The sequence below is a fragment of the Streptomyces sp. NPDC127108 genome (assembly GCF_042677545.1).
GTDB lineage: Bacteria > Actinomycetota > Actinomycetes > Streptomycetales > Streptomycetaceae > Streptomyces.
The window spans coordinates 38563-58481 of sequence record NZ_JBHXTE010000049.1 but is presented as its reverse complement, the minus strand read 5'-3'; the positions used below and the strand labels follow the sequence as shown (position 1 = coordinate 58481).

Genomic DNA, 19919 nt, shown 5'->3' with positions numbered 1-19919 from the left:
TACGGCCCGTGTGCGGTACGGGCCCGTGTGCGGTACGGCGTCCCTTCGGCCCCGCGCCTCACGCGTGCGGCACCACCGCGACCGGGCACGCGGCATGGTGCAGGACCGCGTGATTGACCGGCCCCAGTTGCATGCCGATGTGACCCTTGCGGCGGCGGGCGCCCACCACGAGCAGGTCGGCGGAGGCCGAAGCCGCGAGGAGGGCGGCCCGGGCGTGCCCCTCGACGGCGTGCTTGCGCACGCTCACGCTCGGACGGGCGCGCACGACGTCACGCAGCGCCTCGTCCAACTGCTCTTCGGCGCGTATCTGGTGGAGGTCCGCCGCGTCCGCCGCCCGCGGCTCGTCCGGCGCCTCATGGGCGGGGCACCGCCAGGAGTGCAGGGCACGCAGCGCGGCTCCGCGCGCCTCGGCGGCACGGAGGGCGAAGGTCACGCCCGGTCCCGACTCCCGTGCCTCGCCGACCCCGACGACCACTTCCCGGAACCCGCCGTCGCGGTTCTTCCGCCCGCCGCGGACCACGATCACGGGTGTCGGGGCGTGCGCGGCCACCGACAGGCTCACGGACCCCAGCAGCAGCGACGCCAACTCGCCCTTGCCACGGCTGCCCACCACCACCGTCGCCCCGGTCGAGCTCTCCCGGATCAGCAGCGTCGCCGGGTCCTCGGCCACGACGTCACTGGTGACCTTCACCGTCGGCGCGCGTCGGCGGGCGCGCTCGCCGGCCTGCCCCACGAGGTCGTCGGCGTACACCCGTGTCGGGCCGCGACGGACGCCGAACGACGGCTTGTGCCCTTCGTACCGGTGCCACGCGGAGGCGTACACGATCCGCAGGGGGACACCACGGCGAGCCGCCTCGTCGACGGCCCAGTCCACCGCGGCCAGGCTCTCCTCCGAGCCGTCCGCACCGACGATCAGCTCGCGCTCCATGCCTCTCATCCCCTTCGCGTCAGCCCTTTCGCATCGGTCCCTGCGCGATGCCGGACGCGTTGCCTGTGACCCACCGGGACCGGGGCGACGTACTCCAGCGAGGCAGAGGCGGAGCGGCCCCCGGAAGAGGCCGATCGGCCCCTGCGCGGTGCCCGTCGGGGTGGCCACGGTGAGTCGTATGAAGGAGCGCACGGACATCGCCGTCGTCGGCGTCGGGAACGAGTACCGGCACGACGACGGGGTCGGCTGGGCGGTCGTCGGGCGGATGCGGGAGCGCGCCGCGAGGCGTCCGCTGCCGCCCGGGACGACGCTCGCCACCTGTGACGGGGACCCGGTTCGGCTCATCTCCCTGTGGGAGGGCGCCGGTCTGGCCGTGGTCGTGGACGCCGCGCACACCCATCCTGGTGCTCCGGGCCGCGTCCACCGCATCGAGCTGGACGCCGCCCGGCTCGCGCGGCCCCCGGCCACCAGCTCCCACGGTCTAGGCCTCGGCGAGGCCGTCGAACTGGCCCGGGTGCTCGGCCGGTTGCCGGGTCGACTGGTCGTGTACGCCGTCGAGGGCGGCGACAGCTCGCTCGGCACCGGCCTGTCGTCCGCGGTCGCGGAAGCCGTCGCGCCGCTCGCCGAGGCCGTCGAGGTGGAGCTGGTGCGGCATCGTGACGCCGCCGCGCGGGGGTGAGCCGAGGATGCGGGTGACACGGGCGTTCACGGTCCACGGAACCGTGCAGGGCGTGGGATTCAGGCCGTTCGTGCACCGCCTGGCGGGTGGGCTCGGTCTGAGTGGCTGGGTGGCGAACGTGGACGGGCACGTCGAGGGGCAGGTGACGGGCCCCGTGGACGCGGTCGTGGAGTTCGGCCGACGCATGCGCACGGACGCGCCGCTGCTGGCGCGCGTGCGCGGGGTCGTGTGGGGCGAACCGGACGGAGCGGCGCCGATCCGCCGGCCGAGCGGTGCGGGCGGGCCCGCGGCACGGCACGACACCGCGGCCGGGCCGGAGGCGTCTCCGGCCGCTCGGGCGGGCAGCGCGCACTTCAGCGTGCGTCGCAGCGGGCCCGGTCCCAGGGCCACGACGGATCGACGCGAGCTGCCCGCCGACGCGGCGATCTGCGACGCCTGTGTGCGCGAACTCTTCACGGCGGAGGACCGGCGGCACCGGTATCCGTTCGTCAACTGCACCGACTGCGGGCCCCGGGCCTCCCTCATCGAGGACCTGCCGTACGACCGCGTGCGGACCACGATGCGCCGCTTCCCCCTGTGCGCCGACTGCGCCGCGGAGTACGCCGACCCCCGCGACCGGCGCTTCCACGCCGAACCCGTGGCCTGTCCCGCGTGCGGACCGACGCTCGCCTGGGGAGACCTGCGGGGCGAGCGGGCGCTCAAGGCGGCGGTGGGGACCGTCGCCGGGGGCGGGATCATCGCCCTCAAGGGCCTCGGCGGCTACCAGTTGGTGTGCGACGCGACCGACCCCGAGGCGGTGGCGGAACTGCGACGGCGCAAGCGCAGGCCGGTCAAGCCGTTCGCCGTGATGGTGCGGGACGTGCGCGCGGCGGGCTGGCTGGCTCGGATCAACACCACGGAACTGGCGTTGCTGACGTCACCCGCGCGTCCCGTGGTCCTGTTGCGCACCCGCCGGACCAGGGGCGGGGCCACCCCCCACGTCACCCCCGCCGTGCACCCCGCAGGGCCCGCCCCCGTGCCCGCGCCGGGAACACCCGCCCACTCCCCCGCGCTGGCCCCCGTCACCGACCGCCTCGGCCTCTTCCTGCCCACCACGGGCCTGCACCACCTGCTGCTGCGCGAGCTCGACCGGCCGCTCGTCGTCACCAGCGGCAACCTCGCCGACGAACCCGTCGCCATCGACGACGCCGAGGCCCACCGCGCCCTGGCGGGCGTCGCCGACGGCTTCCTCACCCACGACCGGCCGATCCGCGCCCGCTACGACGACTCCGTCGTCACCGCGGCCGGCCGCCTCCCGCTCACCGTGCGGCGCGCCCGCGGCCTGGCTCCCGCGCCCCTGCCCCTGAGCCCGCCCGCACCCGAACCCCTCGCGGGTGCGGGCGCCCAGTCGAAGCACACCTTCACTCTCGCCGACGCGGGGGCGGCCCATGTCGGCCCGCACCAGGGGGACCTGGCGGACGCGGCGACGTACGAGGCCTTCGTGCGGGCGTACGCGGACCTGTGCCGGCTGACCGGGATCGTCCCGCGCGCCGTCGCACACGACCTGCATCCGGGATACCCGTCCACACGATGGGCGCTGGAGCAGCCCCTGCCGCACATGGCCGTGCAGCACCATCACGCCCACGTGGCCGCGTGCGCCGCCGAGCACGGGGTGCGGGGGCCGTTCGTCGGCGTCGCCTACGACGGGCTCGGCCTCGGAGCCGACGGCGCGCTGTGGGGCGGGGAGGTGTTCGTCGCCGACCTGACCCGCTGTCGGCGCGTGGGGCGCTTCGCCACGGCGCCGCTGCCGGGCGGCGAGGCCGCGGTCAGGCATCCCTGCCGGATGGCCCTCGGGTACGTCTTCGGGGCGGAGCCGCTCGGCTCGCCCCCGCTCGCGAGGGCCGCGGGCGCGTTCCTCGGGCGGCTCGACCGGGGCCGCACCGGGGTGCTGCGGGCCATGGTGGAGCGCGAGGTCAACTGCCCACGCGCGTCCAGTGCCGGGCGTCTTTTCGACACCGCCGCGAGCCTGCTCGGACTCGCCGACACCGTCAGCTACGAGGGCGAGGCGGCCGTCGCCCTGGAGGCCGCCGCGGTCCGCGCGGGCCGGGACCGCCCCGTGCCGCTGAGACACCGCGTCGTGCGCGTGGGAGACCTGTGGGTCTACGACTCGGCGGCGACGCTCGGCGATCTGCTGGAGCGGCAGGCCGACGGCGAGTCCGTGGCGCGCCTGGCCGCCGCGTTCCACAGCGCGCTCGCCGCCGCCACCGCCGACCTCGTCGCCCGCGCGGTCGAGGACGGCGCACCCCGCACGGTGTGCCTGGGGGGCGGGTGCTTCGCCAACGTCCCCCTGCTCACACAGGTCCGCCGACGGCTGCGGGCCCAGGGCCTGCGGGTCCTGGTCGGCCGTGAGGTTCCCGTCGGCGACGGCGGCATCAGCTACGGGCAGGCGGCCGTCGCCGCCGCCCGCCTCGCCGAGGCACGGCGGGGCCCGGCGAAGAAGGGCAGGTGACGGGCGTGTGCCTGGGAATTCCCGGACGGGTGCTCGACATCCACGACGACTCGGGACTGCGCATGGCGACCGTCGACTTCGGCGGCGTACGGCGCGAGGCATGCCTGAGCTGCACGCCGGACGCCGCCGTCGGCACATATGTGATCGTCCACGTCGGCTTCGCGATCGCCCAGGTCGACGAGGCGGAGGCCCACCGCACGCTCGGCGTGCTGCGGGTGATGGCCGACGCCGTCGAGGGCGAACTCGGCGAGCCCCTGCCCTGAGGGCCGCCCGGCCCGCGTCAGCGCGTCGCCCGGCCCTCGGACGCGTGCCGGTCGGCCACTGCCCGGCGCCGGGCTCCGGCACGACTCTGAAGACGTCAACCGGCCGAACACAAGCGCGAGGTACACGATGACCGGCAGCGCAGCATCCCGCACCCCCGCACCCGCCGCGGTCCCCGACACCGCGTACGCCCTGCTCGCCGACGGCACCACCATCCGCATACGCCCCGGTGAGCCCGGCGACCACGACGCGGTGCTGCGCCTGTACGAGGGCATGTCGCCGGAGCATCTGCGGCTGCGGTTCTTCGTGGCGAGCCACCGCTCGGCCGAGGAGGCCGCGGCTCGTGTCTCCGGTCGTGCTGTACCGGCCGGTTCGCGGAGCGGGCGGCCGGATCGTTCCGGGTACCGCGCGCTGCTCGCCGAGCACGAAGGGCACCTCGTCGGGATCGCCGAGTACGAGACGACGAACGCCGAGCCCACCGGCGCGGGAGCCGTCACGGCCGACATCGCCCTGGCCGTGGGTGACCACTGGCACCATCGCGGCATCGGCACGCTGCTCCTGGAGCACCTGGTGTCCGCCGCCCGTGCCGCCGGGGTCACCGCGTTCACCGCCGACGCGCTCGCCGAGAACCACCAGGTCCTGAAGGTCTTCGCGGACCTCGGTCTGAGCAGCACGCGCCGCTTCGAGGGAACCGAGGTGAGGTGTGTGGTCCAACTCGCGCAGACCGACACCTACTTGACGTCCGTGGACTTCCGCGGCCGCACCGCCGATGTGGCGAGCCTGCGGCCGCTGCTGCGCCCCGGTTCGGTCGCCGTGATCGGCGTGGGCCGCAGGCCGGGGTCGGTCGGCCGGGCCGTCCTGCGCAACCTGTGCACCGGCGGCTTCACCGGCCGCCTGTTCGCCGTCAACCCGAACGCCGCCGTCGTCCTCGGTGTGCACGCGTACCCTGACGTCGCCTCGCTGCCTGAGGTCCCCGAACTCGCGGTGCTCGCCGTCCCGGCGGCCCGGATCCCGGCGGCCGCCGAGGAGTGCGGCAAGTTCGGTGTGGCCGCCCTCGTCATCGTCTCCGCCGGGCTCGACGCCGACGGGGCGCGGGCGCTGCTCGACATCTGCCGGGCGCACGGGATGCGCCTGGTCGGCCCCAACTGCCTCGGCCTCGCCAACACCGAACCGGGCATGTGCCTGGACGCGACGTTCGCCGCCGCGCACCCGCACCCCGGCACGGCCGGGGTCGCCGTGCAGTCCGGCGGTGTGGGCATCGCGCTGCTCAGCGGTCTTGCCCGGCTGGGGGTGGGCGTGTCCAGCTTCGTGTCCCTGGGCGACAAGTACGACGTCAGCGGCAACGACCTGCTCCAGTGGTGGGAGTGCGACGGGCGCACCGACCTGGCACTGCTGCACCTGGAGTCGTTCGGCAATCCCCGCGCCTTCGCCCGCACGGCACGGCGCGTCACCCGGCGGATGCCCATCCTGACGGTCGACGCGGGCCGCACCGGGGCCGGGCGGGTGGCAGCCGCCTCGCACACCTCGGCCGCCGCCACCTCCACCATGACGCGCCGGGCCCTGTTCAGGCAGGCCGGGATCACGGCCACCCGCTCGGTCGGTGAACTCCTGGAAACCGCCGCCCTGTTGCACAGCCAGCCGCTGCCCGCGGGGGTCCGTGTCGGCGTGGTGACCAATGCGGGGGGCGCCGGGGTCCTCACCGCCGACGCCTGTGCGGAGGCGGGGCTCACGCTGCCGCCCCTCGGCATCGACGTCATCGACGACGTGCTCGCCGTCCTGCCCGAGGGCGCCACCGCCACCAACCCCGTCGACACCACCGCCGCCGTCAGCGAGGAACAGCTGCGCGCCTGTGTCCGCGTCCTCGCCGCGAGCGGCCGGGTCGACGCGGTCCTGGTGGCGCTCGTGCCCACCGCGGTCGCCGCGGCGACGGGCGACACGCTGGTCCGGTCCCTCACCCACACCCCGGACCGCTGTCGGGACCGGCCGGTGGCCGCGGTGCTGCTCGACCAGGACCTGCCGGTGCGGCTGCTGGCCGCCGAGGACGGCACGGTGCCCGCCTACTCCGACCCGCAAGGTGCCGCACGCGCCCTCGCCCACGCCGCCGCACGCGCTTGCTGGCTCGCCCGTCCACCCGGCACCGTGCCCGGACTCGACGCCGTCGATCCACCCCGTGCCCACGCGACCGTCGAGGCCTACTTGGACCAGCACCCGGAGGGCGGCTGGCTCAGTCCCCGCGAGTGCGCCGCGCTCCTCGACGCCTACGGCATCCGTCAGCTTCCCTGGGCCTGGGCCGAGACCGAGGACGACGCGGTGCTCGCCGCCGAGCGCCTCAAGGGCCCCGACGGGCTCGTCGTGCTCAAGGCCCACTGGCCCGGCCTGCTGCACAAGAGCCAGGAGCACGCGCTCCATCTCGACCTGCGCGGCGACGCACAGGTCCGCGCCGCCCACCGGGACTTCGTCCTGCGCTTCGGTCATCTGATGACCGGCGTGGTCGTGCAGCCCCTCGCGCCACGCGGCGTCGAACTCTTCGCCGGCGTCGTCCAGGACGAGGTCTTCGGGCCACTGGTGCTGTTCGGACACGGCGGCACCGCGACGGAGGTGCTCGCCGACCACGCGGCCCGCCTCGCGCCGCTCACCGACCACGACGTCCACGATCTGATCACCTCGCCCCGCTGCGCGCCGCTGCTCTTCGGCGGCGGGGGCGACGGGCCCGTGGACCTGGAAGGCATCGAGCAACTGCTGCTGCGGCTCTCCCGGATGGCGGGCGACCTGCCGCAGCTCGCCGAAGCCGACCTCAATCCGGTTCTCGCCCGGCCGGAGCGGATCACCGCGCTCGACGTGCGCGTGCGCGTGCTGCCCCGCCCGGCCAAGGACCCCTACCTGCGACAACTGCGACGGCTCCGCTGAAGCCACGTACCACGCCGAGCCCGCCGAGGAGGCGAAGGAAATGAAGCACCGCAAGGTCGGCACGGTCATGGCGACCGACGTCGTCCAGGCCACGTACGACACCTCCTTCAAGGAGGTCGCCCGGCTCCTGGACCAGCACCGCATCAGCGGACTTCCGGTGGTGGACGACGAGCAGTACGTCATCGGGGTGCTCTCCGAGACGGACCTCATGGCCCACCAGGCGGAGGCCGAGGATCCGCACACGACCGTCCGGTCCGGCCGCTGGCGGAAGCTGCTCCCCGGCGCGCGCAAGCAGACGCCCAAGGCCCGGGCCCGCACCGCGGGACAGCTGATGTCGCAGCCCGCCGTCACCGTGCACGCCGACGACACCATCGCCGAGGCCGCCCGCACCATGGCCGGGCACCGCGTCGAGCGGCTGCCCGTCGTGGACGAGGAGGAACGCCTCGTCGGCATCGTCACCCGCCGTGACCTGCTCCAGGTGTTCCTGCGCTCCGACGCGGACATCCGTCAGGACGTCGTCGACGAGGTCCTCGTACAGACGCTGTGGCTCGCGCCGCGGACCATCACCGTCGAAGTCCTCGACGGCGTGGTGACGCTGCGCGGCCGACTCGAACGCAGCAGCGAGGTGGCCATCGCCGTGCGGATGACGCGGCAGATCGACGGCGTGGTCGCGGTCGTCGACGAGCTCACCCATCGCCTGGACGACTCCCACCTGCGGCCGTCGGAGCAGGCACCGCACGGCGTCGCGGACGACTGGCTGCGCAAACTGTGAGAGGGGTACGGCCATGACACACGCGGTCCTGGTCGCCTACGGGTCGACCTATGGCTCCACCGCCGAGCTGGCGCGCTCCGTGGGCACCGCGCTCGGCGAGGCCGGGCTTGAAGTGGAGGTGCGGTCGGCCGGGGAGGTGCGGGATCTCTCCTCGTACGACGCCGTGGTGCTCGGCGGCGCGCTGTACGCCGGGCGCTGGCAGCGTGACGCGCGGCGCTTCGCGCGGCGGCACCGGCGCGCGCTGTCCGGCCGCCCGCTGTGGCTCTTCAGCAGCGGTCCGCTGGACTCCTCGGCGTCGCTGCGGGACATTCCGCCGCCGCCCTCCGTGCGCCGCGTCGCGCACAGGCTCGGCGCCCGGGTGCACGTCACGTTCGGGGGCTGCCTCGACGAGCGGGCCCGCGGCCGGGTCGCCCGGATGATCCTGCGGTCCGGCAAGGGGGGCGACTTCCGTGACTTCGACGCCGTGTCGAAGTGGGCGAGCGGGGTCGCCCGGGAGGTGGCCTCCTTCAGGGAGACAGGGGATTGACGCCGTGCCCCGCCGTGTCCGGTGGTGGCGGCCGGGCCGCAGTCCCCTGCGGCGCCGCTCGGACGTGATCGAGGCATGGACGGTGCTCGTCGTCGGCGTCGTGCTGTGCGTGGGCGCGCCCACCGCGGGGGCCGTCGCCGGTGTGGTCGCGCACCGCGACGGCGTCGCGGTGGCCAGGGCCGAGCGGTCGGAGCGTCATCGGGTCGCCGCCGTGCTCACGGTGAACGCCCCGCCCGCGGTGCCCGTCGCCGACGGCACGGTGCATTTGTACCGGGTGCCCGCCCGCTGGACGTCGTCCGACGGCACCCGGCGCACCGGCGACGCGCTGGTGCCGGGCGGCAGTCGGCGCGGGGACCGCGTCGCCGTGTGGCTCGACGCCCGCGGCCTGGTGACCGAGGCGCCGCTCGACGCCGGTGGAGTCGCGCTGCGCGTCGCCGGCGCGGCCGCTGCCGCCGCGGCCGGGACCGCGCTGACGGCGCTCATCGGCCTGCGCGCCGTGCGCGCCGTCCTCAACAGGAGGCGCATGGCCGCGTGGGACGACGAGTGGCGGCGGATCGGACCGGAGTGGGGAAGCCGCAGGACCTGATGCCACGGGCCCGTTGCGCGCGGACCGCCTCGACACGCGCCGCACGGCACCCGGTGCGCTCGGCCGATCCGTGTCGCCGGAGGGCCTGCCCGTCCTCCGGCGACCGCCGGGCATCCGACCGCCCGGCGCCCCCTTCCGTGGCCCGTCCGGCCAGGATTCCGCCCCACCGGCCCCTCAACCGGCCCGAACGGCCCCTGCACAAGCGGACCCGCTCCCCCCGACCCTGGTGGTGTGGGAGCTGCCCGGCGCGTGACGGCGGGCCCCGCGCACCGCGCGTGGCGAGGAGGGTTCCATGGCCGCCGGCGGATCCACCGCAGTGCTCGAACGGGAGGGTCTCGACGCCCTGGTGGCCGTGCTCGTCGCGGACGGCCGCACGGTCGTGGGCCCCACGGTCCGCGACGGCGCGGTCGTCCTGGCCGAGTTGACGTCCGCCGACGAGCTTCCGTTCGGCTGGGGCGTCGAACTCGCCGCCGGGCGCTACCGGCTGACGCCCCGTGAGGACGGCGCCGCGTTCGCGCACAGCGCCGGACCGCAGTCGTGGAAGGCCTTCCTGCACCCGCAGCGCGAACAGTTGTGGAGCGCCCGGCGCGGGACGGACGGCGTTCCGGTGTTCACCGAGGCCAGCCCCGAGCCGCGCGGGTACGCCTTTCTCGGGGTCCGGCCCTGCGATCTGCGGGCCATCGCGATCCAGGACCGCGTCCTGGCGGGCGGGCCTCCCGGAACTCACGACTCCGCCCGAGCGAGGGACACCGCCACCCCGGACCGCGGCTATCGGGAGCGCCGGAGGGGGGCGCTTCTGATAGCCGTGGAGTGCACCGACCCCGGCGCGACCTGCTTCTGCGTGTCCGCCGGTGGCGGCCCCGCGGCCGACGGCGCCTTCGACCTTGCGCTCACCGAAGTCGTCGACGCCGACAGCCACCGCTTCTTCGTCCGCGTGGGGAGTGCGGCGGGAGCACGGCTGCTCGACAGCGTGCCGCACCGGCCGGCGGACCTGAGGACCGAGTCCGTGGCGCGCGGGTCGGTGGACGCGGCCCGGGAGCGCATGGGCCGCTCGCTGCCGCCGCTCGACCTGCGGGCGCTGATGGGCGAGAGCCTCACCGCGGACCGCTGGGACGACGTCGCGACGCGCTGTCTCGCCTGCGCCAACTGCACCATGGTCTGCCCCACGTGCTTCTGCACCACCACCGAGGAGGTCACCGACCTCACCGGCGACCACACGGAGCGGTGGCAGCGCTGGGACTCCTGCTTCGACCTGGACTTCTCCCTCCTGCACGGCGGTCCGGTCCGCGCCTCCCTCCGCAGCCGCTACCGGCAGTGGCTCACCCACAAACTCTCCACCTGGCACGACCAGTTCGGCAGCAGCGGCTGCGTGGGCTGCGGGCGCTGCGTCGCGTGGTGCCCGGCCGGGATCGACATCACCGAGGAGGTCGCCGCGCTGGCCGCCGAGCGCAATGCGGCGGGCGGCGACCCGGGCACCGCGCACGACGACCGGTCGGCGCGCCACGACAAGGGGCCACAGCCATGAACACCACGTCCATCACCCGCATGACGCAGGCTCTGCCGTCGGCGTACCGCGCCCGTCTGCTGCGGGTCGCCCGCGATGTCACCATCCGCCAGGGCACCAGACTCTTCGAGGAGGGCGCACGCGCCGACCGGTTCTGGATCGTCCGCACCGGAACCGTCACCCTCGACATGCACGTTCCGGGGCGCCGGTCACCCGTGATCGAGACCATCGGTTTCGACGAACTGGTGGGCTGGTCCTGGCTGTTCCCGCCCTACGTGTGGCAGCTCGGCGCCGAGGCCACGACGCAGGTGCGCGCCTACGAGTTCGACGCGACGGCGGTGCGGCTCATGTGCGAGGACGACCCGCAGCTCGGCTCGGCCGTCGGCCAGTGGGTCGGCAAGGTCCTCGCGCACCGGCTGCAGTCGGCCCGCGTCCGGCTGCTCGACCTGTACGCCCCCTACGGCAGCGGCAGCGCACGATGAGCGCCGCGCCGTCCACCACGGCACCGGCCGCCCCGGCGGCGCGGGCGGAGGCCCGGCTCCCGGTGCCGTACCGGGTGATCGCCCGCTGGCCGGAGACGCCCGACACGGTCACCCTGCGCCTCGATCCCGTGGCCGAGGCGCTGCCGCAGTTCGTACCGGGACAGTTCGCCATGGTGCACTGCTTCGGGCGCGGCGAGATCCCCCTCTCCGTGAGCGCCCTTCCCACCACCGGCGGCCTCGCCCACACCGTGCGCGCCGTAGGAGCGGTCTCCGAGGGGTTGTGCGCCGCGCGAGTCGGTGACGTCCTGGGGCTGCGCGGCCCCTACGGCACCGGCTGGGAGCTCGAGCGCGCGCTCGGCCAGGACGTCGTCGTGGTGGCGGGCGGCATCGGGCTCGCGCCGCTGCGCCCGCTCATCCGCGACGCGGTCGCCGAGCCGAGGCGCCGCGGCCGCGTCAACGTCCTGATCGGTGCCCGCACCCCGGCCGATCTGCTGTCCAAGTACGAGACTCGGCGCTGGCCGACCGCGTACACGGGGGTGACCGTCGACCGCCCGTCCGACGGCTGGCGCGGTGAGGTCGGCCTGGTCACCCGGCTGCTTGACCGGGCCCGCTTCGACCCGCCGAGCAGTTGGGCGTTCGTCTGCGGACCCGAGCCGATGATCCGCGCGACCGCGCGCGACCTCGTGCACCGGGGGGTCGCCGCCGATCACGTCCGGGTCTCGCTGGAGCGCACCATGCGCTGCGCCACCGGCACGTGCGGCCACTGCCAGCTCGGCCCGGTGCTGCTGTGCCGGGACGGACCGGTGGTGAGCTGGAGCCGCGCCGAACCATGGCTCTCCGTAAGGGAGTTGTGACATGGCCGCCCCCACGCTCGCCGTGTTCAAGCTGGCCTCGTGCGACGGCTGCCAGCTCACCCTCCTGGACTGCGAGGACGAACTCCTCGGCCTCGCGGGCCGGGTGGAGATCGCGCACTTCCTGGAGGCGTCGAGCGCGGTCCGTCCGGGACCGTACGACGTGGCACTCGTGGAGGGCTCGGTCACCACGGCCGCCGACGCGGAGCGGGTGCGGCGGATCCGCGCCGAGTCCCGGCGTCTGATCACCATCGGCGCCTGCGCCACCGCGGGCGGCATCCAGGCGCTGCGGAACTTCGCCGACGTCGAGGAGTTCCGCCGCGCCGTGTACGCCCGCCCCGACCACATCGACACCCTCGCCACCTCCACGCCCGTGTCGGCCCATGTGGACGTCGACTTCGAGCTGCGCGGCTGCCCCGTCGACCGCGGCCAGCTCCTGGAGGTCCTCACGGCCCACCTCGCGGGACGGAAGCCCGACATCCCGAACCACAGCGTGTGCTTCGCGTGCAAGCGGCGCGGCACGGTCTGCGTCACCGTCGCCCACGGCACCCCCTGCCTGGGGCCGGTCACCCAGGCGGGCTGCGGCGCGATCTGCCCGGCCTACGGGCGCGGCTGCTACGGCTGCTTCGGCCCCTCCGGCTCGGCGAACCTGCCCGCCCTGATCCCGCGGCTGCGCCGCGACGGCCTGGACCAGCGGGCCGTAGAGCGGCTGCTGCGCACCTTCAACGCCTCCGCCTTCGAAGAGGAGTCACGGCCGTGACGCACCGCGGATCCCGCGTTCTGCACGTCGGCTCGCTGACCCGGGTCGAGGGCGAGGGCGCCCTGCGCCTGCGCGTGCACGACGGGACGGTCACACAGGCACAGCTGAACATCTACGAGCCGCCCCGCTTCTTCGAGGCCCTGCTGCGCGGCCGCGCCCACACCGAGCCGCCCGACATCACCTCCCGCGTGTGCGGGATCTGCCCCGTGGCGTACCAGCTGAGTGCCTGCGCGGCCGTCGAGGACGCGTGCGGGGTCCGGGTGCCGCGGGAGATCGGCGCGCTGCGCCGGCTGCTGTACTGCGGCGAGTGGATCGAGAGCCAGGCCCTGCACGTCTATCTGCTGCACGCGCCGGACTTCCTGGGCTGCGACGGCGCCGTCGACCTGGCCCGCACCCGGCGCGCGGACGTGGAGCGGGGCCTGCGCCTGAAGCAGGCGGGCAACGCGCTCCTGGAAGTCCTCGGCGGCCGCGCCATCCATCCGGTGAACGTACGCCTCGGCGGCTTCCACCGCGCCCCCGTCCGTGCCGAACTCCGCCCGCTGGCCGAGCGGTTGAGGCGGGCCCTGGACGACGCCTGGGACACCGTGCGCTGGGTGGCGGGCTTCGACTTCCCCGATGCCGGGGTGGACGCCGACTTCCTGGCCCTGGCCTGCCCCGACACGTACGCCATCGAGTCGGGCGTCCCCGCCGTACTGCGCTCCGACGGGGCCTTCGGCACCTTCCCGGTGCGCGACTTCCCGCTGCGCGTCCGCGAGGAACAGGTGCCGCACTCCACGGCCCTGCACTCGCGCCTCGACGGCCGACGCCATCTCACCGGTTCGCTCGCCCGGTTCGCGATCAGCGGACGTCTGCTGTCGCGGACGGCGGCGGAGGCGGCCCGCGCGGCCGGGCTCGCGGACCCCCGTGACGGCGTGGTCTGCCGCAACCCCTACCGCTCCGTCCTCGTACGGGCCGTGGAGATCGTGTACGCGGTCGACGAGGCGCTGCGCCTCATCGAGACGTACGAGCCGCCGTCCCGCCCCTTCGTCGCGGTGCCTCCCGCCGCGGGCACCGGGCACGGGGCGACCGAGGCGCCGCGCGGGCTCCTCTACCACCGCTACTCGCTGGCGGCCGACGGCACTGTCACCGACGCGGTGCTCGTGCCTCCCACCGCGCAGAACCAGGGTGCCATCGAGGACGACCTGCGCCGGACGGCGTCGCGGGCCGTCGCCCGGGCGGACCTCAGCGACGCCGAACTCACGGACCTGTGCGAGCGGACCATCCGCAACCACGACCCGTGCATCTCCTGCTCCACCCACTTCCTCGACCTCACCGTCGTCCGCACCCACGGAGGAAGCGATGTCTGACACCACCCGCGACGAATCCCCGGTCACCGGGTCCCCGGCCACGGACCTGCCCCCCGAGGACTCCTCCCCGTTCCATGTGAGCGACGTGATGACCCACACCGTCATCGCCGTCGGCCAGGAGGCCCCCTTCAAGGAACTCGTGGAACTCATCCAGCAGTGGAAGGTCGGCTTCCTGCCCGTCCTCGAAGGCGAGGGCCGCGTCATCGGCGTCGTCTCCGAGGCGGACCTGCTGCCCAAGGAGGAGTTCCGGGACGCCGACCCGGCGCGGTACGACGTGCTGCGCCGCCTGCCCGACCTGGCCAAGGCGGGCGCGGTCACCGCGGGCGAGCTCATGACGAGCCCGGCCGTGTCCGTGCGCCCCGACGCCACGTTGGCCGTGGCCGCGCGCGTCATGGCACGGCGCCGCGTCAAGCACCTGCCGGTCGTCGACGCCTCCGGGCTGCTGCAGGGCGTGGTGAGCCGCAGCGACCTGCTCAAGGTCTTCCTGCGCGCCGACGAGGACATCGCCGCCGAGATCCGGCACGCCGTCCTGTCCTCCCTGCCCGCGCGAACGCAGGTCGACGTACGGGTCCGGGAGGGAGTCGTCACCCTCGGCGGCACCCTGCGGGACACGGCGCTCGTCCCCTTCCTCGCCCGCGCGAGCCGCGCGGTGGAGGGAGTCGTCGACGTCCGCCTCGACCTGAACCAGCCAGTGAGCGAGCAGTGAAGTACCTCGACGAGTACCGAGATCCGGCGCTGGCCCGCCGTCTCCTGGACGAACTGCGGGCCACCGCGACCCGGCCCTGGCGGATCATGGAGGTGTGCGGCGGCCAGACCCACACGCTCGTCCGTCAGGGCATCGACGAACTGCTTCCCGCGGGCGTCCGCATGGTCCACGGACCCGGCTGTCCGGTCTGTGTCACCCCGCTGGAGACCCTGGACCTGGCGCTGGCACTCGCGGCCCGCCCCGACGTGATCCTCACCAGCTTCGGCGACATGCTGCGCGTACCCGGTACCTCGACGGACCTCCTGTCGCTGCGGGCGCGCGGCGCGGACGTCCGCGTGGTGTACTCCCCGACGGACGCGGTCCGCGTCGCCGCGGCGAACCCGGGCCGCCAGGTCGTCTTCCTCGCCGTCGGTTTCGAGACGACCGCGCCCGCCAACGCCATGGCGGTCCTGCACGCCGAACGCCTCGGCCTGCCGAACTTCTCCCTGCTCGTCAGCCACGTCCTCGTGCCCCCGGCGATGACGGCGCTCCTCGAATCCGCGGACTGCCGGGTCGAGGCGTTCCTGGCCGCCGGGCACGTGTGCGCGGTCATGGGCTGGCGCGCCTACGAACCCATCGCCGCCCTGTACCGGGTGCCGATCGTGGTCACCGGTTTCGAACCGCTCGACCTCATCGAGGGCATCCTCATGGCCGTGCGCCAACTCGAATCGGGCCGCCATGAAGTGGAGAACCAGTACGTCCGGGCCGTGCGCCGCACCGGCAACGCCCACGCGCAGGACGTCCTGCTCCGTGTCTTCCGGATCACCGACCGGGCCTGGCGCGGCATCGGCACCCTGCCGTCCAGCGGTCTGCGGCTCCGCGCGGCCTACGCGAGGTTCGACGCGGTCCACCGCTTCGGCCTCACCGGCCCGCGCTCCGTCGAGGACCCTCAGTGCATCGCGGGGGCGATCCTCACCGGGGCACGGCTCCCCACGCAGTGCCCCGCCTACCGGGTGCGCTGCACACCGCGTACGCCGCTGGGGGCGCCGATGGTGTCGGCGGAGGGAACGTGCGCGGCGTTCCACGCGGCCGGGCGGGAGCCGGAAGGGAGCCCCGCATGACCCTCGACTGCCCTGTCCCCCACCACGAGGACGCGCTGCTCCTGCTCGGGCACGGAGCGGGCGGACGGCTCACGGCGGAACTCCTGGAGGACCTGGTGCTTCCGGCGCTCGGCGGCCCGGCCCACGGCCCGCTGGAGGACGCCGCGCTGCTGCCGTCCCAGCCCGACCTGGTCGTCTCCACCGACTCCTTCGTGGTCAGCCCGCTGTCCTTCCCCGGCGGCGACATCGGCTCCCTCGCCGTGCACGGGACCGTCAACGACCTCGCCATGCGCGGGGCGCAGCCGCTCGCCCTGAGCCTCGCGGTGATCGCCGAGGAGGGGCTGCCCCTGGACGACCTGCGGGCCGCGCTCGCCTCGGTCGGCAAGGCGGCGCGTGACGTTCCCGTCCCCGTCGTCACCGGGGACACCAAGGTGGTCGGGCGGGGCGCGGCCGACCGCCTCTTCCTCAACACCACCGGGATCGGCCGCCGAGTTCGCGGGCTCACGCCCGCCGCGGGCCGGGCGCGTCCCGGCGACGCCGTCCTGCTGTCCGGGCCCGTGGGCCTGCACGGCACGGCTGTCCTCTCCACCCGCGAGGGCCTGGGATTCGAGACCGACATCGCCTCGGACACCCGCCCCCTGCACCGTCTGGTGGCGGCACTCGGTCCGTTGGGGGACGCCGTCCACACCTTGCGCGACCCCACCCGCGGCGGGATCGCCGCGGCCCTCAACGAGATCGCCAGGGACGCCGCCCTGTCCGTCGAGATCGACGAGGCCGCCGTGCCCGTGCCGGGACCGGTCGCCGCCGCCTGCGACCTGCTCGGCCTCGACCCGCTGACCGTCGCCAACGAAGGCTGCCTCCTGGCCTTCGTCGCCCCGGACGCGGCCGACCGGGCTCTCGCCGCCCTGCGCGGCCTGCCCGAGGGCGGCTCCGCGGTGCGCATAGGCGAAGCCGGACCGGGACCCGCTGGCCGGGTCGGACTGCGCACGCTGGTCGGCGCGCGACGGATCCTCGACATGCCGCTGGGCGAACAGCTTCCTCGTATCTGCTGATCGAAAGCGGGCGCCCGACCGAGGTGAGTCCCGGGAGCGCGGGGCGGCAGCGGCCCCGGCCGAGCGGCGCGGCTACGCCGTCACCACCGACACCCCCGCGTCGGTGAACCGCGCGGCCGTCTCGTCGGAGACGGCCGTGTCGGTCACGAGCGTGTCCACGCGCCCCGTCTCGCAGATCCGCGCGAACGCGCGGCGGCCGAGCTTCGTCGCGTCGGCCGCGACCACGACCCGGGTGGCGCTCTCGCAGAGCAGCCGGTTGATGGCCGCCTCGTCCTCGTCGTGCGCGGTCGCTCCGTGCACGACGTCGAAGGCGCCGACGCCGAGGACCGCGACGTCCAGGGTGATCTGCCCGAGCACGCCGCCGGCGAGCGGGCCGGTGAGCTCGTAGGACTGCGGACGGGCCACCCCGCCCGTCACCACGATCTTGAACTGCGGGCGCACGGCCAGCTCGTTGGCGATGTTGAGGGCATTGGTCACGATGGTCAACGCCGGTGACCCGGAGGCCAGTTCGGTGCGCACGGCGAGCGCCCGCGCGACCTCCGTGGTCGTCGTGCCGCCGGTCAGGCCGACCGCCTCACCCGGGGCGATCGAGTCCGCGACCGCCTTGGCGATCCGCTGCTTCTCCGAGGCCTGGCGGGCGGTCTTGTAGCGCAGCGGCAGCTCGTACGAGACGCCGTGGACGACCGCGCCGCCCCGGGTGCGCACCAGCATCTGCTGCTCGGCGAGCTGGTCGAAGTCCCGGCGGATGGTCGCGGCCGAGACGCCGAGCTCCGTCGCCGCTTCCTCGACGTCCAGGCGCCCCCGGTCGACGAGCAGTTCAAGGAGCGCCTGCCAGCGGGCGTCGCGGGACATCCGCACCCTCCACTCAGTTCCGTACTCACTGTCCGTGATGACCCTAACCCACAAGTCGATGCTTGATTATGATTGAAACCCAGCTATATCTTGCATGAACGAGCATCACGATGTCGTGGTGCGCCCGACACACAGGGTGGAAGCCGGCCATGAGCCATGCCGAGAACGAACTGATGACCCAGCCCGAGTGCTGGACGCGCGCCGCCGCCCTCGCGGCACCCCACAAGGACGCGCTCACCTCGCCCGGCGAGCGCGTCGCCGTGGTGGGCTGCGGGACCTCCTTCTTCATGGCCCAGGCCGTCGCCGCGCTCCGCGAGGGCGCGGGCCTCGGCGAGACCGACGCCTTCGCCGCGTCCGAGTTCCCCGCGGCGCGCTCGTACGACCGCGTCGTCGCCCTGACCCGGTCCGGCACCACGACCGAGGTGCTCGGCCTCCTCGCCCGGCTGCGCGGCGGCGTCCGCACCACCGCGATCACCGCCGACCCCGAAACGCCGGTGATGAGCGCGGCGGACGACCTCGTGGTCCTCGACTTCGCCGACGAGCGGTCCGTCGTCCAGACCCGCTTCGCCACCACCGCCCTGACGCTGCTCCGCGCCCATTTCGGGCTGCACACCGAGCAGGCCGTCGCCGACGCCCGCACCGCGCTCGCCGAGCCGTTGCCCGCGGGGCTGGTGGAGTGCTCCCAGTTCACGTTCATCGGCAAGGGCTGGACCAACGGCCTGACCCAGGAAGCGGCGCTGAAGATGCGCGAGGCGTCGCTGTCCTGGACCGAGGCCTACCCGGCCATGGAGTACCGGCACGGCCCCATCAGCATCTCCACCGACACCACGGCGACCTGGATGTTCGGCGAGGCACCCGCGGGGCTCGCCGAGGAGGTCCGGGCGACCGGCGCCCTGTGGATCGAGGGCACCCTCGACCCGCTGGCCGAACTCGTGCGCGCCCAGCGGCTCGCCGTCGCGGTCGCCGCCCACCGGAACCTCGACCCGGACCGGCCGCGCCACCTGCGCCGCTCGATCGTCCTCGACGGTCACTGACCGGGACGGGAGGAGAGCCGATGCCGCTGGCACAGACCGGCGCCCTCGTCGCCGAGGCCGCCGCCAAGCGCCGCGCCGTCGCGGCCTTCAACATCATCACCCTGGAACACGCCGAGGCCGTGGTCGCCGGTGCCGAGGCCGCCAAGTCCCCGGTGGTGCTGCAGATCAGCGAGAACGCGGTCACCTACCGCTACGGACGCATCCTGCCGCTCGCCCGCGCCGCCCTCGCCCTCGCCGAGGCGGCGGCCGTGCCGGTCGCCCTGCACCTCGACCACGTCACGCAGGACGCCCTGCTGCGCCAGGCCGCCGACGCCGGTTTCAGCTCCGTGATGTACGACGCGTCCCAGCTGCCCTACCACCAGAACCTGACCGCGACCCGCGCCGCCGCAGACTGGGCGCACAGCCAAGGCCTCTGGGTCGAGGCGGAGTTGGGACAGGTCGGCGGGAAGGGCGGCAAGCCGCCGCTGGACGCGCACGCTCCGGGCGCGCGCACGGGCCCCGAGGAGGCCTGCCAGTTCACCGCCGAGACCGGCATCGACGCGCTCGCCGTCGCCATCGGCAGCTCGCACGCGATGACCTCGCGCACGGCCGTCCTCGACCACGCCCTGCTCGCCCGCCTGGAAGAGGCCCTGCGGGTGCCCCTGGTCCTGCACGGCTCCTCCGGCGTCCCCGACGACGAGCTGGCCCGGGCGGTCGCGGGCGGCATCGCCAAGGTCAACATCGGCACGGCCCTGAACATCGCCATGACCAACGCGATCCGCGCGTATCTCGCCGACCACCCCAAGGCGGTGGACACCCGCAGCTATCTGACGGTGGGTCGGCAGGCCATGACCACGACGGCGACGCGACTGATCGGGGTGCTCAACGCCGACAGCTAGCGGACGCCACTGACGCACATGGCCGATGCCCGGCGGGTCACCGCCGGGCATCGGCCGCTTTCGCGTCCCGAAACGGGCAAACTTCTGCACATCACTGTCAAGTGAAAGGGGAAGTTCATGTTCCAAAGTGCCTCGGAGCTGCAGACTTTCCCTTTCATTTGATGTCACACAAGGAGATCCATTGGATCTCTGGACTCATGAACAAGCCCTGTGACAGACTCGCCGCGT

19 protein-coding genes are annotated in these 19919 nt (G+C 74.3%); 17 read left to right on the top strand and 2 right to left on the bottom strand.

Going from position 1 to position 19919, the window contains the following annotated elements:
- Nucleotides 1-58 precede the first annotated feature (58 nt).
- Nucleotides 59-928, bottom strand: coding sequence for a universal stress protein (locus ACFVHO_RS33010; protein ID WP_385722810.1), 870 nt, complete (start codon nucleotides 926-928; stop codon nucleotides 59-61).
- Nucleotides 929-1106: 178 nt separating this feature from the next.
- Between ACFVHO_RS33010 and ACFVHO_RS33005 the strand changes: the two genes are divergently transcribed.
- The 15 genes from ACFVHO_RS33005 to hypE all read left to right on the top strand — a co-directional run bounded on the left by ACFVHO_RS33005 (nucleotide 1107) and on the right by hypE (nucleotide 16927).
- Entirely contained in the window at nucleotides 1107-1607 is a 501-nt protein-coding gene (locus tag ACFVHO_RS33005; RefSeq protein ID WP_385722807.1) for a hydrogenase maturation protease, read from the top strand.
- 7 nt (nucleotides 1608-1614) lie between these two features.
- Nucleotides 1615-4095 (top strand): carbamoyltransferase HypF, encoded by a 2481-nt coding sequence (locus tag ACFVHO_RS33000; protein ID WP_385722804.1) that lies wholly within the window; start codon nucleotides 1615-1617, stop codon nucleotides 4093-4095.
- Between the two features lie 5 nt (nucleotides 4096-4100).
- Nucleotides 4101-4358, top strand: a complete 258-nt coding sequence (locus ACFVHO_RS32995; protein ID WP_385722866.1) for a HypC/HybG/HupF family hydrogenase formation chaperone — start codon at nucleotides 4101-4103, stop codon at nucleotides 4356-4358.
- A 127-nt stretch (nucleotides 4359-4485) separates the two neighbouring features.
- A complete protein-coding gene (locus ACFVHO_RS32990) occupies nucleotides 4486-7263 on the top strand; it encodes a GNAT family N-acetyltransferase (RefSeq protein WP_385722801.1) in 2778 nt (925 codons plus the stop codon).
- Nucleotides 7264-7303: 40 nt separating this feature from the next.
- A complete protein-coding gene (locus ACFVHO_RS32985) occupies nucleotides 7304-8035 on the top strand; it encodes a CBS domain-containing protein (protein WP_385722798.1) in 732 nt (243 codons plus the stop codon).
- A gap of 13 nt (nucleotides 8036-8048) precedes the next feature.
- Entirely contained in the window at nucleotides 8049-8561 is a 513-nt protein-coding gene (locus tag ACFVHO_RS32980; RefSeq protein WP_385722795.1) for a flavodoxin domain-containing protein, read from the top strand.
- 4 nt (nucleotides 8562-8565) lie between these two features.
- Complete coding sequence (locus ACFVHO_RS32975) at nucleotides 8566-9147, top strand: hypothetical protein (RefSeq protein WP_385722793.1); 582 nt, start codon at nucleotides 8566-8568, stop codon at nucleotides 9145-9147.
- Between the two features lie 292 nt (nucleotides 9148-9439).
- Nucleotides 9440-10672 (top strand): 4Fe-4S dicluster domain-containing protein, encoded by a 1233-nt coding sequence (locus ACFVHO_RS32970; RefSeq protein ID WP_385722790.1) that lies wholly within the window; start codon nucleotides 9440-9442, stop codon nucleotides 10670-10672.
- Entirely contained in the window at nucleotides 10669-11133 is a 465-nt protein-coding gene (locus ACFVHO_RS32965) for a Crp/Fnr family transcriptional regulator (protein ID WP_385722787.1), read from the top strand. Before ACFVHO_RS32970 ends, ACFVHO_RS32965 begins: the two co-directional genes overlap by 4 nt.
- Nucleotides 11130-11987 carry an FAD/NAD(P)-binding protein gene (locus ACFVHO_RS32960; RefSeq protein WP_385722785.1) on the top strand — a complete coding sequence of 286 codons (858 nt, stop codon included), beginning with the start codon at nucleotides 11130-11132 and terminating at the stop codon, nucleotides 11985-11987. The genes ACFVHO_RS32965 and ACFVHO_RS32960 overlap by 4 nt, the downstream gene beginning before the upstream one ends.
- A gap of 1 nt (nucleotide 11988) precedes the next feature.
- The gene (locus tag ACFVHO_RS32955) at nucleotides 11989-12744 is read left to right on the top strand and encodes an oxidoreductase (RefSeq protein ID WP_385722782.1); all 756 of its coding nucleotides are present in this window, start codon (nucleotides 11989-11991) and stop codon (nucleotides 12742-12744) included.
- A complete protein-coding gene (locus tag ACFVHO_RS32950; protein ID WP_385722780.1) occupies nucleotides 12741-14090 on the top strand; it encodes a Ni/Fe hydrogenase subunit alpha in 1350 nt (449 codons plus the stop codon). Before ACFVHO_RS32955 ends, ACFVHO_RS32950 begins: the two co-directional genes overlap by 4 nt.
- 88 nt (nucleotides 14091-14178) lie before the next feature.
- Nucleotides 14179-14796: a CBS domain-containing protein gene (locus ACFVHO_RS32945; protein ID WP_385722864.1), complete on the top strand. Its 618-nt coding sequence runs from the start codon at nucleotides 14179-14181 to the stop codon at nucleotides 14794-14796.
- Entirely contained in the window at nucleotides 14793-15896 is a 1104-nt protein-coding gene (gene hypD, locus ACFVHO_RS32940; RefSeq protein WP_385722777.1) for a hydrogenase formation protein HypD, read from the top strand. Before ACFVHO_RS32945 ends, hypD begins: the two co-directional genes overlap by 4 nt.
- On the top strand, nucleotides 15893-16927 hold the full coding sequence (gene hypE / locus ACFVHO_RS32935; RefSeq protein ID WP_385722774.1) for a hydrogenase expression/formation protein HypE: 1035 nt from the start codon (nucleotides 15893-15895) through the stop codon (nucleotides 16925-16927). Before hypD ends, hypE begins: the two co-directional genes overlap by 4 nt.
- Before the next feature lie 72 nt (nucleotides 16928-16999).
- On the opposite strand, the gene ACFVHO_RS32930 is transcribed toward hypE, so the two are convergent.
- Nucleotides 17000-17779, bottom strand: coding sequence for a DeoR/GlpR family DNA-binding transcription regulator (locus ACFVHO_RS32930; RefSeq protein WP_385722771.1), 780 nt, complete (start codon nucleotides 17777-17779; stop codon nucleotides 17000-17002).
- Between the two features lie 149 nt (nucleotides 17780-17928).
- Here ACFVHO_RS32930 and ACFVHO_RS32925 point away from each other — a divergent pair, with 149 nt between their 5' ends.
- Both ACFVHO_RS32925 and ACFVHO_RS32920 read left to right on the top strand, forming a co-directional pair.
- Complete coding sequence (locus ACFVHO_RS32925; protein ID WP_385722769.1) at nucleotides 17929-18813, top strand: SIS domain-containing protein; 885 nt, start codon at nucleotides 17929-17931, stop codon at nucleotides 18811-18813.
- Between the two features lie 20 nt (nucleotides 18814-18833).
- Entirely contained in the window at nucleotides 18834-19691 is an 858-nt protein-coding gene (locus tag ACFVHO_RS32920; RefSeq protein ID WP_385722767.1) for a ketose-bisphosphate aldolase, read from the top strand.
- Nucleotides 19692-19919: the final 228 nt, after the last annotated feature.